This window comes from Paenibacillus polymyxa, assembly GCF_001719045.1.
GTDB classification, from domain to species: domain Bacteria; phylum Bacillota; class Bacilli; order Paenibacillales; family Paenibacillaceae; genus Paenibacillus; species Paenibacillus polymyxa_B.
This window is the reverse complement of the sequence record NZ_CP015423.1, coordinates 5565907-5578916: the sequence shown is the minus strand read 5'-3', so window position 1 is coordinate 5578916 and position 13010 is coordinate 5565907. Positions and strand designations below refer to the sequence as shown.

The window sequence follows — 13010 nt, the reverse complement described above, 5'->3', positions numbered from 1 at the left end:
GAAGCAACCTTATTAGCTATTTTTTTAATAACTGCCATAATACCATTTTTCAGAAAACAAAAGCATATTCAGTGGTCGTTTGATCATTATCGCGCCCCTGTATTTCCCTTAAGCGGAGTGGGCTTGTCGAAGTGTTGAGCCAACGTAACACGGAAGTCAGTCTGCTCCAGCGGGCTGGTATATTCGCCAATGTTTGAAAAATACTACAGATTTCGTCCCTCGCTGAAGCAAGGACAAGACCCTTGTTCCGGCTTGGCGACATAATCCAGCTTGTCATTATACCCTTCCGAATTCCAGGGATTAGTAGAACGTTCGCTACACATAAGTTCAGTCTCCTTTTTGTATGATTACAGGTCACAATAGTAGTGCATCATTTTCTCACAAAAACCAGTACTTTATAGAATGTACCGACTTGGTAAAATTTCAAGTATTAAAGACTTAATAGATATATACTAACTATATTTTAATCAAAGCTAACCATTCCCTTTCGGTCTGTCTGACGCAAAGGCAATTAAATAAAGCATCGTGTGGAGTGCATTCTTCATTGCTTTTGAATACTTCAGATTCCCCACTTTAATCAAGGACTTAATGGATCTATATTAACCTCGATTTCGTCGACCTGTCAAAAAACTTTCCAAAAAATGCAGCTTGATCTTCCCCCACGTTCATACTAAAAAAAACCGCTGATTTGATTTGTTCAGATCAGCGGTTTGAAATCTCAATAATTCTTCCACAAATTCATTGACATACTTTTAGATTTGTTTATTTTCTGAATTCGGATTATCAAAACCTAACAGCCTACCCTTTGAGGTGTAAATGAAGCCATTTGTTGGATCTTTTTTGCTTTTGTCTGATCATCATTGATTTAAAAATTACTTCGTTGTAGCTTCGTACAAACGCTGTAAAATGGTAACAGCTTCAGCCCGTGTGACTAGCGCTTTTGGGTGAAGGTATCTTTCATTAGCAGTAAGGACTCCCATCTTGGTTAGGGTGTAGAATGCTTCTGCCTTTTGATCCTGGGAATCTCCATCATAGTTGTACTCTTCTCCAGTCTTGTCGATGTACAGCACCGGATAGTAGGCCGAGAAATTGTCATTGTAATTGGCCTGACGAACTTTTATATCCTTGTACTGCGCAGCTGCGGAAATCACTTCCTCAATCTCAGGATGAAGCGTCTGATTGGTATAATCCGTCCGAAGAGAGGCGATCATCATCACATCCCAGCGGGTCAATGGTTTGTCAGGTTTGACATAGAATTGATAGTTTGGATATTTCCCGCCAACACTTTCAGCATACGGCCAAACGTAGTCCCCGTTGAATATTGCTGCAAAATCTTTATTCGCCCAGTGTTTACGCGCATCCACAAAGTCGGAAGGTTCGCCGGAAGAATGATCGATTTCTGGAAAAAGCTTGTGAAACATATGTACAAATTCCGCTTTCGTTATGGTTTTGCTTGGCTTGAAGGTCCCATCTGCATAGCCCTTGACAACGCCCTTGTCGACCATGGAACGAATCGATTCGGCAGCCCATTCATATTTTGTTCCTTCCACATCAGGAAACGTGTTTGCCGCGAATGCAGATTGACCGAAAAACAGTGTCGTCGCAACCAACGGGGTGATAAGCCATTTCTTTTTAAATATCTCTTTCCACTTCCTTTAGGTAAAATTTATGTATAAAATAGTTCTCTAGACTCAATTTTATATCGGCATTTCAAAAGAAAATGATGATATTAGAGAGAAAAAAGCACTGTTAAACAGTATTTTGGAATATCGACAATCAGTGTTTGAAATATTCGTGTAGACCCGTCGGGAATTGAGAAAGCTTGTGGAGGCCTTCATGGCCCGTTCTCGCTTTTTACTCTTTTGACCTAAGCCTGTACGACCCTAGCATCGATTAACCGCTTCATGCGATGAGGAATCTGCATTAGTGTAATCTGCCCGTTAGTTAAAAAACAGCCGAGCGCTCGGCTGTTTTTTTGGTAGCGTTGAACTATCGTTTTTTAGTTAGTTTAGCGAATTCCACCCCATAGGACTGGGAAGCTCATTCGCTCCAAAATATTGATACGCATCTACGCTTATGACTGCATCGAAGTATTGCTCTGCAAAAGGCAAGTGGCAGGCATCTGCATGGATGGGGATAATTTGGCTTTCCAAACCAAACTCTCTGAATCTTCTATAGTTTTCAGTTGCACTAATCCATAAATCGACAGCAAATACGGTTATGTCAAACTTTTGCGCCAGATAGATAGAAGTAAGTCCGGTCCCACAGCCCAAATCCAACACTCGCATTCCTTTCTGCAAAGTCAAATTTTTCGATAGCTCCTCGAGCATGATAATCGAACTAGGCCCCATTAAATTTGCTCTTATGAAATCTACGTCATCTAGATCTCGCCGGATCATTTCTGCTGACCCCCTCCTACTTTCTTCATTTGATATTTCCAATAAAGCAATTCTTCATCTTTGTGATCAATTTGAAATCCTAACTTCAATAACAAATTCTTAGAGCTGTTATTGTCAGGTGCGCATCTTGCCGTTACGATTTGGACTTCTTCATGATTTAAGGACCACTCTATTAATTTTTGAGCGGCTTCATAGCAATAGCCTTTGCGGCGATGACTTTCATTCGTTGCAAAACCGATCTCAATCATACCGTTCTGATCAGGATCTCCTAAAAAACCAATCCCTCCAACAATTTCTTGGGTATCCTTCTCCACAATGATCCAAGAGTCAAAACCTCTAGTGCCATTATTTTTTATCAAAAGTTCTCGAAAATAAGGTAAAGCTTCAAAGAAATCAGGACCCGGCCATTCATCACTGGTTTTATAACCCAAAGCTTCAATAGCACCTATATCACGTTGGGCTGCTGCTTCGATTAAATTAAGATCAAGTGTTTTTAATATGAGCCGATTCGTTTGAAGTTTCATGTATTGTCCACCTTTCTACTTACTTAGATTGAATCTTTCATTCAAGAAGTCTGGTTGTATTTGACCAAATTGGAGTAATTCCCTTCTATCCCCCTTTGCTAAAATTAGAAAAGGGCAGGAATGAACATACGTCATTCCTACCCTCATATCACCTGCTATTTAGCCACAAAAAAATCCGCGCTGAACCAGCACGGATTGGACTCATTATAACAGGTATCCCTAAGGATCTGGTAGTATCCGTTGTTCTTAACTAATTCCGAAGCTTTCAAATCCCCACCCGTAATACAAAAATTGGGCAGACGAATAGTAGGTGCATGAAAACCTCTTTTTATGGAATTGGATTAGTAAAGAACAGCTCCAGACAAAAAAATCTCTCCTTAGTGAATTACCCTTATTATACCAGGGCCAATTTTATCTGCCAACCTTTCACATATTACAAAAGCGTTTCATTAGGACTATCCTGCTGCTTAGCTTAAAAGCAACCGAGTGATCGGCTGCTGTGGTAGCAGCAACTGCAGCATGACCCTACAGGCCTTTTCCCCCTAGAGCACGCAGTTTAATGGGCTCCGCTCCAATAATCAACGGTCGGGCGCGTTGTATCGACGCCAGTACCTCTTCGTTCTTAAGGCTGGCTGCATGGGCATCTGCATCTTTCCACAGTTCGGTCACATACACCGCATTCGGGTCGTCGTCTGACACATTGACTATATACAAATAGCAGTCATTATTCGACTTCAACAGATCGGCCGCTTCTAGCAAGATGTCTGCAAGAGCGTCCCTTTGCCCTGGACGTGCCGTCAACTTTCCATAAGCCTCTCCACAAACGCTAAAAAATAGTCGGTACCATTCCCCCATCCATACGGATTGGAGAACCTTTAAATGCAGATGCATAAGGACTACATACAAATGTAGCTAGTCTACCTATTTCAATAGGCTTGATAAATCGCTGTATTTCAGATTGAGGCAGGTTTGTAACCATAAAATCTTTCTCTTTTTCTGAAAAAGTCATATCTTCATGAGGATACATACTCTCAATGATTTGGTGCACATTCTCAGAGAGTGTTGGTCCTGGCATGATCGTATTGACTGTAACTTCTGTCCCTATTGTTAATTTAGATAAGCTTTTTGACAATGATAACAACATAGATTTTGTCATACAATACTGCGGCATTTGTCCTGAAGGCATAATTGCTTCTTCACTCGCAATAAAAATAATGCGGCCATAATCATTTTTCAACATTTTAGGTAAATAAAATTTTGATAATCCATTTGCAGCAAGAACGTTAGTACGGAAGTATTTTTCCCATACTTCATCGTCTACGTCCTCATATTGCATAATTTCATAAATGCCCGTATTGTTAACTAAAATATCAATACTAGGGTATTTTTCAAATAAAGCTTCTCTTTGTCCAATATCCACAATATCGGCTGTCGCATTTTGAGGGGAGGTAGCTGGGAAATTTGACTTAATTTCATTTACAGTTCGTTCTACCTCTTCATAATTTCGTCCATTAATTAGTACATTAACACCTTCTTTGGCTAGTTCAATGGCAGTTGCTTTACCTATGCCTTTCGTTGATCCTGTAACTAAAGCTGTTTTATATTTTAATCCCATATCCATAATACACTTCTCCTTTTTTAAAACAGTCTTGAGCTCTGGATAGTGATTATATTATCTTGTCTGGATTGTCCAGTAACTAGCATATTGCGCCAAAGTTCTTGTTTAACACGCCAAATAATAAAACTCATTAGGCAGTCCTAACGTGCTCCTGATATCGAGTTTGTACCTAAGTGTTTAGTCCGCCAATTTGAAGGTGTATCACCCTCCCATTGGCGGAAGGCGCGGTAAAACGAATTCTGGTCTTCATATCCAATCAAAAATGCCACCTCTTTAATATCGAGCGAGGGGTCTGCCAAGTACTCTCGTGCCTGCTCATGCCTAGCTTGTGTCAATAGAAACTTGAAGCTCGTATTTTCGTCAGTAAGCCGGCGCTGCAAGGTACGATCGCTCATACTGAGCTCCTTCGCCACAGCCTGAATGTCAGGACGCCCTCCTGTAAGGCTACGTTTCATGATCCATTTGACCATCTCAGTAATTGAGCGGCTGCGCTGCTGCTCATGCAACGATCGGTCCAGAGCAGGAGTCAGGATTTCCAGCAACTCTTTGTTGTACGAGACAAAGGGACGGTCCAGATCTCTTCGATGTAGCGTCAATCGGTTACATTTTGCACCAATTCGAATGCGACAGCCGAAGTATGCTTCAAGGGCTTGTACATCGCCCATGGAGTGCGGAAATTCAACAAGCTGCGCTGTCAAAGGTTGACCTGTCCCCCGGCGTCCAATCTCCAGAAGACAAGCCAGCGTAATACCCACCAGCATCGGCGGACCAGATTGCTCGGGAGACAGCCATTCCAGATCAATTGTACAGTGCTCGCCCTTCTCAGTGATATGTAGGTTTTCCGGGGGACACAGTTGTTTGTACCGAGCCATTCGGTTTAGAGCGTCGCGGTAGTCCCGAGCATGGTAAGTCGCTAAGACAGTCGGTGGGTACTTCGCTGTATCAAAGACGGTCGCAAGCTTGATAATTCCTTGTGCAGTGTCACCAATGAGATCAGAATATGCCTGCCAGATCGCGAAATATTGAGCGGTGGTGACTACTGTTTCAGTACTAATGGTGATCGGCAATCGTGCTTTGCGAGCTACGTCGTGGGCGCCAAACCCTAACTGACATAATCCTGCCCACAATCCTGGCGGGATTTTAATACGGTCAGAGGTATGAGACTTCATATATATGGGCCTCCTTTATCTACTTGCATATTCATTAGTTTTGGTTGCGATGGGGTCCCTCTTAAGTACACATAAGAATACTCTTAAGTACGTTAAGGTGTCTACATTAACGTACTAAGCTGCGAAAAATGTTACATCTTCTTGTTATCTGTGATACTTTCAATCAATGAAGAGGAATATGGCGAATTACTTAATCATAATAAAATTCTGTTAATGGCATGAACGACTCATCCTCAACACCAAAAAACACACCCATATGTTTATGAGTGTGTTTTTAAAACCTCAAATCACGACACTCCTAGGAATGTCATTCCTTCATGCTTCTTATATTTAAAAATTAAGGCTTCAAGAAAGGCCCGTTTTCACCGATCTTACCGGAGGCAGGATTATCCGGGAGATCAAGTACAATAAACCTTTTGCACCCCAGCGGCTAGAGTAGTTGTACACAACATCCTGTATGATTTTATATCTTTATCGTGTGCAGCATTAATCAAATCTTGGTAGGTTGCACCTGGTGACTCTCATTGGATCACTGTTGGCTGCATTGCCGCTTGAAACATGATTCGCACCACCTCGGTTGTTCGAAGGGTCCGCATCAACGTTTTTTGCATTGATCAGCATTGATCGGCGTTACAACAATTACAGATGTTAATACAAGTATCCCCGTGACGATCTCTCCCTTCCTCTTTTCTCGTACAAATGATTATTCTATCACTCTCATGGATTATTTTATGTTTTTATGGAAGAATTCAGAGTAGAATATGTTGATTTATAAGGAGGAAATAGCGGATTTTATGTAAAAACTTCTTTTCTCTTTACGTGTAAATTAAACCTATTCGAAATCTCAGCAACTTAAAAATGATCAAGCAATAGAATTCGGTTGTGGAGCGATACCCACTTGGTTTTATGGTGGGCAAAATTATTTTGCTCACCATTTCAAAGGTTTACTGATTACTTAAATGCATCCCAAAATTTCATTAGATCAATACTGTTTGGTTCTCTCCAGGATCCTATATCTCTCTCTTATGACGGATCGAAAAATAGAGCGGATTTAAATAGTTCTTCGAATCACGCTTTTGGTTGCTGCCGCCTCAAAAATCGTCTCAATCAGCACCAATACACGGTGTACTTCTTCATTTTTGATCGCAATCTCCGCTTTTCCTTCGATGGTGGAGACAAAATTCTCATAAAAGCTTTCCGCAGCAGCAGGTATTTTCTCAATCGGGAACCTAAGGGTGGATTCCTCAGACGGCGGCGCCATCGTTTTCGTCAATCCTTGACCTGCTTGAATCGGCTTGGGTTCCACGTGAGCGACATCTGGATTTCGGGTGACGATCTCTCCACTCAAATCCCAATCTCTAATCATTGCGGTTCCTTCAGTTCCTTTAATATACCAGCGCGGCAGCTTTACGTAATTGGTTGTACCCACTTCAATGACTGCGGTCAGACCGTCCTTGAACTCAATAAAGCTGGTAAAGCCGTCATCCACTTCAGTCCCCAAAATATAGCTAAGGGTAGCAGCTACGCTTTCTATTTTGCTGTCCGTAATCTGAAGCAGCTGGTCCAACAGATGTACTCCCCAATCCAGTAGCATTCCTCCTCCATACGCCTTTAGTTGCCGCCAGTCACCTGGGATGCCATTAGCCCCCTGAACTCGCGATTCCAAGTGGAAAAGATCACCCACGGTCTTATTGCCAATTATATCTTTAATAATTCGGAAGTCTTCATCCCATCTACGGTTCTGATGTACTGTAAACACACGATTTTCTTTCTTCGCCACCTCAACAATGTCCAATAAATCCGCGCTCGTTATCGTAACCGGCTTTTCACAAATGACATGTTTTCCGGCTTGCAGTGCCTGGATCGCGATTTCCTTATGAACATCATTAGGTGTTGCTATCAAAACAATATCCACGGCCTGATCGGCAAGGACGGCATCCAGGCTGGCATAGGTTTTATAGCCGGCAGCCGCAGCCAGTTCCATTCGGTAATCGACAATATCATATACACCGCCAACGGCAAGTTGCTGATTAGATTCGATCAATTGAACATGGTAGCTTCCCATGCCTCCATAACCGATAATGACTACATTGTATATACGATTGCCCATTTTCATCTTCCTCCACTCCTGATTTAAGCCCACCGCATATCAAGTGGTTGCTCATAGATCAATAAATCTTAATGTCCTGCGTAACTCTCCCTTCACTTCATCGGATAGCTCTATCATACAAATCTCATGAAAAGCTTTCCTCCTCATTTCTTGCTGTTTTATTCCCGAATATTGTCCTGCGGTATTTCAATGGTGATGTTCCTGTTGCTTCTTTAAAGAGATGATGAAACGTCTTTACACTACTGAACCCTGCTGCCTCTGCGACCTCAGTGATCGGATTGTTTTCATTCAACAAAATCCATTTTGCCTTATTCAGTCTGTAATCATTCAAAAATGCTACAAAGGTCATCCCCGTATTCTTCTTAAATAGCCTGGCGAAATAATAGGGGCTGAACCCCATATAATCAGCGACATTCTTCAGCGAAATGGTTTCATGATAATGACATTCCACATACTCAAAAATACGTTCCAGTTTATAAAGGGTGTCCTTTGATTGTGTTAAGGGTCTTTCAGAGATTTCAGGAAGCCTTGGCGCCATGCTTCTCGGCACTTCACGCATAATAAGAGTCAACATCTCAAACAACTTCGCTTTGATCATATAGGCATGACCTTCGTGGTGGTTGACGTTCTCATCATAAATGCTTTGAATCAGAGGAAGCATTTTAGCTGCTGTTTCTTCTGGCCAGTTCCAGCTTGATTGCTCCATCTCCGTAAATATAGTTCTAAGAGGGCGTTTCTGATCACTTAATGTGGAAACCTCTTGAAAAAAGCTCAGATCAAATTGAATAACCACCCGTTCGCTGTCGGGAGAAGCCAAGAAATAATGAACATCACCCCCATTTATAAACTGAACTTCACCTTGTTTCATGCGTATCGAAATATCGTTAATTCCCAGATCCAAGGTTCCCTGGGTCACATAAACAATTTCAATTTCTTTATGCCAATGAGGATAGCAAAGCACGTCGCCTTTATTAATAAAACTCCGGAAAGGAAAATGTCGGTCAAGCTCCGGGATTTCTAAATAAAAATTCATTTTGGTAGACTCCTTTTGTTGTAAAGTTCAAAAAAGCCGTACACATGACTATTGATAATTACGCTGCTGCATCCCTTCTTCTCTTCTTCATTTTTCTCCTTCTCGACTTTCGAAAAATTCCCTCTCCCTTTTAAATTGTAAGCGGTTAACATTCTTTTTCCTACCCTATCAATCATAGTTGTATTAAGAAAATAACTATTAGGTATCCTTACTAACCTAATTTTGCAAACACAAAGTTATGCCTCAATTATGAGCGGTTTGGCGCCCGAAAACAATTTGGGCTGATCTTATTTCTCCCTTCCGCATGCACTTTCTTCAGATAAACAGGTTTCACCTTAACTGGATTAAGCAAATACGTGTAAAATTATCGAACGATTGTTTTTACATTTTTTATATAAATACGTATGTACATTTCCAAGAAAAAGGTATAATCTAGTAAAGCAACAGAATCCATATAAAAAATATAGACTTATGGAGGGACGGACCTTGAAGAGACTATTCGCTTTAAGTTGTGCTTTCTATCTGTTAATCGGCATTACTAGTGTGGTGCTTGGAGCATTACTGCCGGTCCTACTGCCTTACTATGGACTGGGGTACAGCGATGGCGGATTATTGTTGTTCCTTCAGTTTTTCGGATTTCTTGTCGGTGTTCTGTTCTCCCCCTTCATGGCTCTACACATCGGTCGCAAGTCTATGCTGTCCATTGCCCTGGTTAGTATCGTAGCAGGGTATGCCATCTTGGGTGTACTCCCCTCATGGACCTGGGTTATCGTGATGACCATCTGGGTTGGCTTCGGCTCAGGCATCATTGAGTCGTCCATCGGAGCGTTCACGATTGAGTTCACCGAAGAGCAGAAAGCCGTAGCCATGTCCAAGCTGGATGTCTATTTTGCACTTGGTGCACTGCTCATTCCCGCAGTGGTAAGCCTGTATATCTGGCTTGGAATGTGGTATTTGACCTTCTACACCATCTCCCTTCTGACGTTTATTCTGGGGCTATTCTGGATTACCATGCCTACTTCCTCCTCTTCCCACCTTATCCAAGCAGATCTCCAAACCTCTGAGCGATCGGTCGAACAAGCCCGGTACTCTGTACAGCACCGTGTGTTACTGGGAATATTCATTGTATTCTTCTTTGTTTACATGGGGCTTGAACTGGGGCTCATGAACTTCCTGCCCTCTATTCTGATCGAGACCCTGCAGATTCGGGAATCCGTAGCTTCGTTAGGTGTTAGCATACTATGGATTGCGATGATCATCGGCCGCATGTTCTCAGGGAAGATTGCAGAGTCCGCAGGATATATTCCTTTCCTGCTTTGGAGCGGAATCGGAACTTTCTGCTTTCTGGTCGCAATGGCGTTTGTCTCCAGTCAGTGGGCTACATACCTTCTGATTTTTGGTGCAGGGTTATTCATGTCCGGTCTCTTCTGTATTGCCCTCGTCTATGCGAACGTGCTGATTCCGGGAATGACCGAGAGAACGACCAGCATTCTAATTGCGTCAGGCGGAATTGGCGGAGCAGTGCTTCAATATGTAACAGGCTGGAGCATGAGCGAATGGTCGGTGACGGCTACCCTTTGGATTTTGGCGGCTTTCAGCCTAATTTTGCTGCTGGCGGTCATTTTCTCGCATCTGTGGAATGGCAGGAGCAGACGGGTAGTTGACTCCCTTGTCCATCAGGGCAAGGAAGGATGAGATTCTTTATTCTTGGGGGAGGTGAGGCCCACCGCTTTATGTAGTAGCAGGGCAGTACATTTTTTAAGGATGTACTTAATGAGAATGTATATTCTGATATGGAGGGGAACATCGTGCATACCTTAACCAAAGAACGCTTCAGATACGGAAAAGGCATTACTCTGATTGACGATTCGGGTAAGGAATATTTAGATGGCGTATCTGGCACCTTCAATCTCTCACTCGGTTACAATCACCCTCATGTCGTCACCAAAGTACAGGAACAAGTCGCCAATCTTGCCCACATGTCCTCATCCTTTACCGAGCCCTATGTCGAGGAAGTCCTGGATCATTTGATCCAGTATACGCCGAACGGCATTGACGCGGGATGGATGAGAGATATTACCGGCTCTACGGCGAACGAATGCGCTGTGAAGCTAGCCCAGAAATATACGGGAGCGCTCGATATAATCAGCCTGTATCTATCCCATCATGGGCAGACCCAGTTCGCAACAGGCATATCCGGCAACGCCTTCCGGCGGAGGAAGTTTCCCAACTCGGCTGCAGCAAATTCCCTTCATGTACCTGCTCCCTACTGCTATCGCTGCCCGTTTAATTCTTCGCCTGACAAGTGTGGCTATCAATGCGTCGAAGCCATATCGGATGCTATTGAGTATGCAAGCTCAGGTTCTGTGGCCTGTATGATTATTGAACCCATCCTGGGCAACGGAGGCAATATCATCCCACCTGCAGGATATTTTAAGCGTCTCCGTCAGCTGTGCAACGAGTACGGGCTGATCCTAATCGCTGATGAGGTGCAGACCGGGATTGGGCGGACAGGCTATATGTTTGCAAGTGAACTGTTTGATATCCAGCCAGATATCATTACTCTCGCCAAGGGTCTCGGCGGCATTGGTGTACCGGTAGCAGCAGTATTGATGCAGTCTCGTCTTAATGTCCTCGAGAAGCACGAGCACTCCTTCACCTCAGGTAGTAATCTAATCTCGGTTACGGCAGCTAAAGCCACGCTAGAGGTTGTGTCTGAACCCGGTTTTCTGGAAGCCGTTCGGTCCAAAGGAAGCCTGCTCGGAACCCTGCTGACGGAGATGGCCGACAAGCACGATTGTATCATTGGTGAGGCTCGCGGCGTCGGCTTGATGTGGGGACTGGAAATTGTCGACGAGGATAATGCCCCAGACGCAGTTAAGAGCAATGCGATTATCGACCGCGCTTTTGCCGAACAGCAGCTGATTCTCAGAGGCTCCCGTTACGGTTACGGCAATGTGGTCAAAGTGAGACCTTCCCTCACGGCTACGGAAGATGAGATTGTCGAAATTGCCAAGCGGCTTGACACTGTTCTGACCACCCTTCACTAACTATCTGCCTAACAGGCAAAAGGAGGAATTATTCATGCTTGCACTGGTATACAAATCGGCTTGGGATGTCGCACTTGAGGAAAGACCTATCCCGGAGATAAAAAAAGATAACGATGTACTCGTCCGAATTCGGGCGACAGGCGTATGCGGTACGGACCTAGGTATCATTAGTGGCAAATATCATGCCGTTCCGTCCACTATCTTGGGCCACGAATCAGCGGGGGATGTGATCGCTGTAGGATCAGCCGTCAGTTCACTGCAGCCTGGGGACCGGGTGGTGATTGATCCAACATACTACTGCGGCCAATGCGAAATGTGCCGGACAGGAAGACAGAATCATTGCACACACAAATCCGTAACCGAGACCGGAGTTAGCGCCGACGGTACGTTCACCGATTATTATGTGACTGAGGACCGTTTTTTGTACAAGCTGAAGGACCATATCAGCTACGAAGAAGCGACGCTGACCGAACCGCTGAGCTGTATGCTGACCGGAATCAACCAGATTCACTTGCTGCCGAACTTCACAACCGTTATTTTAGGCGCAGGTCCGATCGGGATTCTGTACAGTTATGCTCTTGCTTCGAAAGGCATAACTGGTTGCCTTGTTGACATCTCGGAGGAACGGCTCGCTATAGCGGATTCTATTGCTCCCGAACGGTGGTCCGCGCACGCCACACTGGAGTCGGCCATTCATGAGCTGGCTCCGTTAAAAAATCAGGTGGACATGATTGTGGATACCACAGGAGTGGTCGGCACTGAGGTACTAAGCCAGCTTGCGAGCGGCGGGTATTTGATGCTGGTGGGGCTGAGAGATGGGATAAGTTCGTTTAATCCGAAAGAGGTAGTTGACCGTAGCCTTAAAATCATCGGCTCGATTGATTCTCTGGGCACGTTCTCCACGGCGCATTACCTGATTGAGCAACAAATCATTCCCGCCAAAAAAATCATAACCCACTCGTATCCGCTTGATGACTACCATGAAGCCTTTAAGACGCTTGGATGCAATATCAGCGAGCGGACACTTCAGCCTTCGTCTCAGGCGATCAAGATTGTACTGCAATCTAATGGCTCCGGCAACTAAATTTAGCTACTAACAAGGGAGAG

At 43.9% G+C, this 13010-nt stretch carries 11 protein-coding genes and 1 pseudogene; 3 read left to right on the top strand and 9 right to left on the bottom strand.

All coding sequences use genetic code 11. The annotated features are described in order from the left end of the window. Window positions 1-89: 89 nt before the first annotated feature. The 9 genes and pseudogenes from AOU00_RS26060 to AOU00_RS24860 form a co-directional block, all read right to left on the bottom strand. A pseudogene (locus AOU00_RS26060) lies at window positions 90-203 on the bottom strand (SAM-dependent methyltransferase); the annotation flags it as partial. 669 nt (window positions 204-872) lie between these two features. After that, the gene (locus AOU00_RS24895) at window positions 873-1640 is read right to left on the bottom strand and encodes an S-layer homology domain-containing protein (RefSeq protein WP_069291931.1); all 768 of its coding nucleotides are present in this window, start codon (window positions 1638-1640) and stop codon (window positions 873-875) included. Window positions 1641-2003: 363 nt separating this feature from the next. Further along, window positions 2004-2399 carry an SAM-dependent methyltransferase gene (locus tag AOU00_RS24890; protein ID WP_231109470.1) on the bottom strand — a complete coding sequence of 132 codons (396 nt, stop codon included), beginning with the start codon at window positions 2397-2399 and terminating at the stop codon, window positions 2004-2006. Then, on the bottom strand, window positions 2396-2923 hold the full coding sequence (locus tag AOU00_RS24885) for a GNAT family N-acetyltransferase (RefSeq protein WP_061830935.1): 528 nt from the start codon (window positions 2921-2923) through the stop codon (window positions 2396-2398). The genes AOU00_RS24890 and AOU00_RS24885 overlap by 4 nt, the downstream gene beginning before the upstream one ends. 525 nt (window positions 2924-3448) lie before the next feature. After that, window positions 3449-3724 carry a putative quinol monooxygenase gene (locus tag AOU00_RS24880; protein ID WP_231109471.1) on the bottom strand — a complete coding sequence of 92 codons (276 nt, stop codon included), beginning with the start codon at window positions 3722-3724 and terminating at the stop codon, window positions 3449-3451. A 25-nt stretch (window positions 3725-3749) separates the two neighbouring features. Continuing rightward, a complete protein-coding gene (locus AOU00_RS24875; RefSeq protein WP_061830939.1) occupies window positions 3750-4544 on the bottom strand; it encodes an SDR family NAD(P)-dependent oxidoreductase in 795 nt (264 codons plus the stop codon). 137 nt (window positions 4545-4681) lie between these two features. Beyond that, window positions 4682-5710: a helix-turn-helix transcriptional regulator gene (locus AOU00_RS24870; RefSeq protein WP_069291930.1), complete on the bottom strand. Its 1029-nt coding sequence runs from the start codon at window positions 5708-5710 to the stop codon at window positions 4682-4684. A gap of 1051 nt (window positions 5711-6761) precedes the next feature. After that, window positions 6762-7826, bottom strand: a complete 1065-nt coding sequence (locus tag AOU00_RS24865; RefSeq protein WP_069291929.1) for a Gfo/Idh/MocA family protein — start codon at window positions 7824-7826, stop codon at window positions 6762-6764. 118 nt (window positions 7827-7944) lie between these two features. Beyond that, window positions 7945-8853, bottom strand: coding sequence for an AraC family transcriptional regulator (locus AOU00_RS24860; RefSeq protein WP_069291928.1), 909 nt, complete (start codon window positions 8851-8853; stop codon window positions 7945-7947). 486 nt (window positions 8854-9339) lie between these two features. On the opposite strand from AOU00_RS24860, the gene AOU00_RS24855 reads away from it, so the two are divergent. The 3 genes from AOU00_RS24855 to gutB1 all read left to right on the top strand — a co-directional run bounded on the left by AOU00_RS24855 (window position 9340) and on the right by gutB1 (window position 12987). Next, a complete protein-coding gene (locus tag AOU00_RS24855) occupies window positions 9340-10548 on the top strand; it encodes an MFS transporter (protein ID WP_069291927.1) in 1209 nt (402 codons plus the stop codon). Window positions 10549-10661: 113 nt separating this feature from the next. Then, window positions 10662-11903, top strand: a complete 1242-nt coding sequence (locus AOU00_RS24850) for an aspartate aminotransferase family protein (RefSeq protein WP_069291926.1) — start codon at window positions 10662-10664, stop codon at window positions 11901-11903. A gap of 34 nt (window positions 11904-11937) precedes the next feature. After that, the gene (gutB1, locus tag AOU00_RS24845) at window positions 11938-12987 is read left to right on the top strand and encodes a 2-amino-2-deoxy-D-mannitol dehydrogenase GutB1 (protein ID WP_069291925.1); all 1050 of its coding nucleotides are present in this window, start codon (window positions 11938-11940) and stop codon (window positions 12985-12987) included. Window positions 12988-13010: the final 23 nt, after the last annotated feature.

What these genes read in the sequence shown, in the direction of transcription:
- AOU00_RS24865 (WP_069291929.1), bottom strand. Translation starts at nt 7,826, where the DNA reads ATGAAAATGGGCAATCGTATATACAATGTAGTCATTATCGGTTATGGA.
- AOU00_RS24890 (WP_231109470.1), bottom strand. Translation starts at nt 2,399, where the DNA reads ATGATCCGGCGAGATCTAGATGACGTAGATTTCATAAGAGCAAATTTA.
- AOU00_RS24870 (WP_069291930.1), bottom strand. Translation starts at nt 5,710, where the DNA reads ATGAAGTCTCATACCTCTGACCGTATTAAAATCCCGCCAGGATTGTGG.
- AOU00_RS24860 (WP_069291928.1), bottom strand. Translation starts at nt 8,853, where the DNA reads ATGAATTTTTATTTAGAAATCCCGGAGCTTGACCGACATTTTCCTTTC.
- AOU00_RS24885 (WP_061830935.1), bottom strand. Translation starts at nt 2,923, where the DNA reads ATGAAACTTCAAACGAATCGGCTCATATTAAAAACACTTGATCTTAAT.
- gutB1 (WP_069291925.1), top strand. Translation starts at nt 11,938, where the DNA reads ATGCTTGCACTGGTATACAAATCGGCTTGGGATGTCGCACTTGAGGAA.
- AOU00_RS24875 (WP_061830939.1), bottom strand. Translation starts at nt 4,544, where the DNA reads ATGGATATGGGATTAAAATATAAAACAGCTTTAGTTACAGGATCAACG.